2 protein-coding genes are annotated in these 4245 nt (G+C 44.5%); both read right to left on the bottom strand.

The window, feature by feature from the left end:
- Positions 1 to 281: 281 nt before the first annotated feature.
- A complete protein-coding gene (locus K8R76_11620; protein MCD4848823.1) occupies positions 282 to 2453 on the bottom strand; it encodes a PAS domain S-box protein in 2172 nt (723 codons plus the stop codon).
- Between the two features lie 5 nt (positions 2454 to 2458).
- On the bottom strand, positions 2459 to 4245 hold a 1787-nt coding region (locus tag K8R76_11615), incomplete at its 5' end, for a tetratricopeptide repeat protein (protein ID MCD4848822.1).

Below are 4245 nucleotides of genomic sequence, written 5' to 3'. Positions count from 1 at the left end.
AGAAAACGACGATTGTAAAGACCGGTAAGATCATCTATGTACTCTCTTCCGACTTTAACCCGCATATATCACCAGCTTTTTTTCGAAGCGTCGCAGATAGTTGTGGATACAAGGCTTGCGAGTGCAGACTCCGCAGACGTACTTATACAGTACTTCGAGGACGGCTGTGCGAGCATAACGAAGTAGACGCAGCTGTATGCGTCGCTGCAGTATTAATTTGCTTAGCCAAAAGCATATTGTTCCCGGGAATCCCGGAAATGTTGGTGATATATGCGGGTTAATCATTTCCGATTCCCGCTGTCTTTGCCAATTGCCTGCTTAAGAACTTCATCCATTTCAGCAATACTGTACGGCTTCGGAAGCATATTGATAAATCCGTGCTCTTTGTAATTTGCCATGATAGGATCGGTAGAATACCCGCTTGATACAATTATCCTGGCTTCCGGATGAATGTCGAGAATACTCCTGGTTGCTTCAAGTCCACCCATCTCACCAGGGACAATAAGATCCATTATGACAGCATCGAACGGATTACCTGAATCCATTGCTTTACTGTATTTCTCAATAGCCTCGCTGCCGTTCTGAGATATTTCCACTTCATATCCGAACCCCTGCAGAAGCTCACCTACAGTATCAAGAATCATTAATCTGTCATCCATGATCAGTATTCTTCCCGCATATTCCTGCCTGTCAGAGGATTCTTTCCCGATATCGGATTCTGCTGTGACAGCGGGAAGATAAAAATGAAAAACAGCTCCTTCTCCCACAACGGATTCCACATCAATATACCCATCGTGTTTTCTCATGATTGAGAAAGAACTTGACAGACCCAGACCGCTTCCACCACGTTTCGAGGAATAGAATGGATCGAATACTCTGTTCAATTCCTCTTCCCGAATACCCGATCCATTGTCCCTGACTGAAATCTTAACGTACCGCCCCGGCTTCAGAAAGCGTTCCAGTCGTATTTCACCTGATTCCTCCCCGGACTTACCGACTGTTATATTCAAGGCTGAAATCTTTATTGTACCGCCTTTATTCATCGCCTGCTTCGCGTTGATAACGAGATTACTGATTACCTGATTGATCTGCTCCACATCGATATTCACATCCATGAGATTCGACTGGATATCAAAATTGCACTTAATGTTCGAACCTCTGAGAACAAAGTCAGCTGTTACTTTAAGAAGCTCGACTATTGACACTACTTTCTTAAGTGGAGCCCCTCCCTTTGAAAATGTCAGCATCTGCTGAGTCAGGCTCTTTGCGCCCATAGCCGCTCTCTCCATATCCAGAAGCAGATCGTATACTCTTCCCCCGCTTGGAATATGCATTTTTGCGAGAGAGATATTTGCGATAATCGCCATGAGTACATTGTTGAAATCATGTGCAATACCACCGGCAAGGACACCCAGCGATTCAAGTTTAGCGATCTTCAGAAGTTCCTCTTCCATTTGCCGCCGCTCGGTAATATCCCGTCCGATTACCGTAAGAAATTCACCTTCACTTGTTTTCCAGATCGAGATCGACAGGTCAAGCGGAAATTCCGATCCGTTTTTTCTAAATCCCTGAATCTCGAAATTGCTCTCGATCTGCAAGGAGTCCTCAGAGGAATCAGGTTTTATTATTCCAAGGAAATGGGCGTTTTCCATCAATCCCGGAATAAGCATTTCCACATTCTTCCCTATAATCTCATCGGCAGTGTACCAGAAATTGTCACATGCTGATCTGTTCAATTGTCTTATGTTTCCCTCAAGATCAGCTGTTATTATTATTTCCTTCGCGCTTTCCGTTACGGATCTGAACCTTTCCTCGCTCTTTTCAAGAGAATCAATAGTTTTGCTGTTGATAGCTGCAATTGCAGCGAATTCACTGAACGCGGAAGACAATCTGATATCGTTTTCATCGAATCCCCCGGGTTTGTTTATCAGACAGATGATTCCGATGGTTTTTTCATTTATTTTGAGTGGTGAAAATAGAACGCTATTAATCCTCACATGTTCAGAAGGGAGACTCCTGGCCCATTCAGAATTCGCATAATCGTTTTCAATAACTGATTCACCTGATTCGATCGCAGTCCTTTGAAGCCTGTTCTTGGAAAGCCTGCTGGGACTGGAGGGAGCCACCAGTCCCTGCCCATCATCCAGGTATATTTCCTGCTCTTCAGTCTGGTCTTCTGACAGGAAGGAGATATACCCGATTTCTGCGCCGATGAGATTCCTGCAGGAAGTAAATATAGATCGCAGAGTCTTTTCAAAGCTCTGATGGCGAAGTATGGACTTGTTGCATTCAAGCAGAGCTTTTATCTCGACCTGACGTCGGCGTGAATCATCGAGAGCATGTTCAAATGTTTCCCTGGACTTCTCCAGCTCGGATTCAGATTTTTCAAGTTCCGAAATCCTCTTGCGCAGATCCTCGATTTTACTCTTGCTGAGAACCTCTGATTTGCTCAAAATGATTACCTCGCTATATCATTCTGCTTCATCTGTTCCAAAGCACTGATATGTTTCAGCCACCCTCTTGCACCAATCTTGGTGAAAATTTTCCCTGCTTTCGAAATACTCTTCTTCGATCCGGCTTTATCACCTGATTCCCGGAGCATCTGTCCCATGTAATAGTGCGTGATTGCCAGCTCGTAGCTGTCATCAATATCCTTGAAAATTTCCAATGCTTTCTCATATGATTCAGCTGCTCCGCTCCATTCACATCTTTTTGAATCAAGTCTCCCGGACAGTCGATGAAGAGCGGCTTTGAGGTTTACGCCAACTGGATCCTCTATGGATGAGAGAAGTTCATTTATTTCTTTCTCTGTCCCCGCAAGCTCATCTTCTGTTAAATCAAGTAACAGATCGAGTGACAGAATACTGTATTTCATTATCATTCTGTGATCTACAGAATCAATTTCAATGGCGATTTCGGAAGACTTCGTGTAGCATTCCCTGGCAGATTCCAGGTTGTTCATCATACGCAGAGTATCACCTTCGCCCAGCAGACATTCCATTACTCCTCTCCGGTCTCCTGTCATTTCTCTGATACTCATTGAATCACTGACCAATTCAAGAGATTTTTCATACTCACCAAGAAATCTGTTGATATCACCCATATTGGCTAGAATAGCTGACTCTGTTCCACGGTCGCCGATCTCCCTCGTGATCGCAAGAGAGCGAGTAAGGTACTCAAGTGCTTTATCGTACTCACAGAAGAACTCATATGCTTTACCTATGTTGTTGAGATTGGCGGCCTCTGATTTCCGGTTGCCGATTCTTTCGGTTATCTCAAGTGAGCGCATGAAGTACTCCAGAGCCTTTTTGTACTCACAGAATCCCCAGTGTATCAGACCGCAGTTATTAAGGCATGCCGCCTTTGTTTTCATGTCACCTATTCGTTCCGATATTTCCAGTGAACGCTTGAAATAATCCATGGCCCTGTTATACTCACCAAGATTCCAGTTGACAGCACCAATGTTGTTAAGTGTTGAGGGGCTGAGTGTTTTTCCACCAGTCGCCTCATGGATTTCCATCGCTCGTTCATAATAGTTCATGGCATCGTGATACCTGCCCAGGTACCAGCAGGCAAGACCGGAATTGTCAAGAGAATCCGCTACCTTCTCCATGTTATCAATATCTTTTGAGAGTTTTTCAGCTTCTTCAGCTATCTCCAGGACTCTGTCATATCTGGCAGTGTCAAGATACGGTCTGCAGATCTTCAGAAGACCGTCAGACTCAAGTTCTTTGTCTTTTAATTCACACGAGCGGCTGATGGCTTCTTCGAGTTCAAGAATCGCCTGTTCGTTCTCACCGAGAATACTCAGTGCTGCCGCTCTGTTCATAATACATTCGATCTTTTCCCTGTTCCAGCCTGTATCTTTTTTATCAAAGCATTCAATAGCCCTGTTATAATATTCCACAGCTTCACTGTACGCATATGATTCTCTTGCCTTATCACCGGCTGAAACGCTGTATTTTATTGCTTTGTCCGTATCCCCTCCCAGGTAGAAATGCAGGGACAGATCCTCCACAACCTGATCCACTGTCTCCCTTTGGAAATCCAGTATTTTCCCGGCAATAACCAGGTGAAGCCGCCCGCGCTTAACCCCGTTTATCCTGTTGTATATAACTTCTCTTATTACATCCTCGGAAAAGAAATAACGTTCTCCGCCATACTCCTTGAGAAGCCCCATTTCTTTTGCTTCATCCATCATGTCAAAGAGCTGTCCCTCATTCCAGTCGGTCATTTCCAGCAGGA

Source organism: Candidatus Aegiribacteria sp., assembly GCA_021108435.1.
Classification (GTDB): domain Bacteria; phylum Fermentibacterota; class Fermentibacteria; order Fermentibacterales; family JCC-6; genus Aegiribacteria.
Note: the sequence above shows the minus strand (reverse complement) of the source record. Positions and strands in the feature narration are given on the sequence as shown.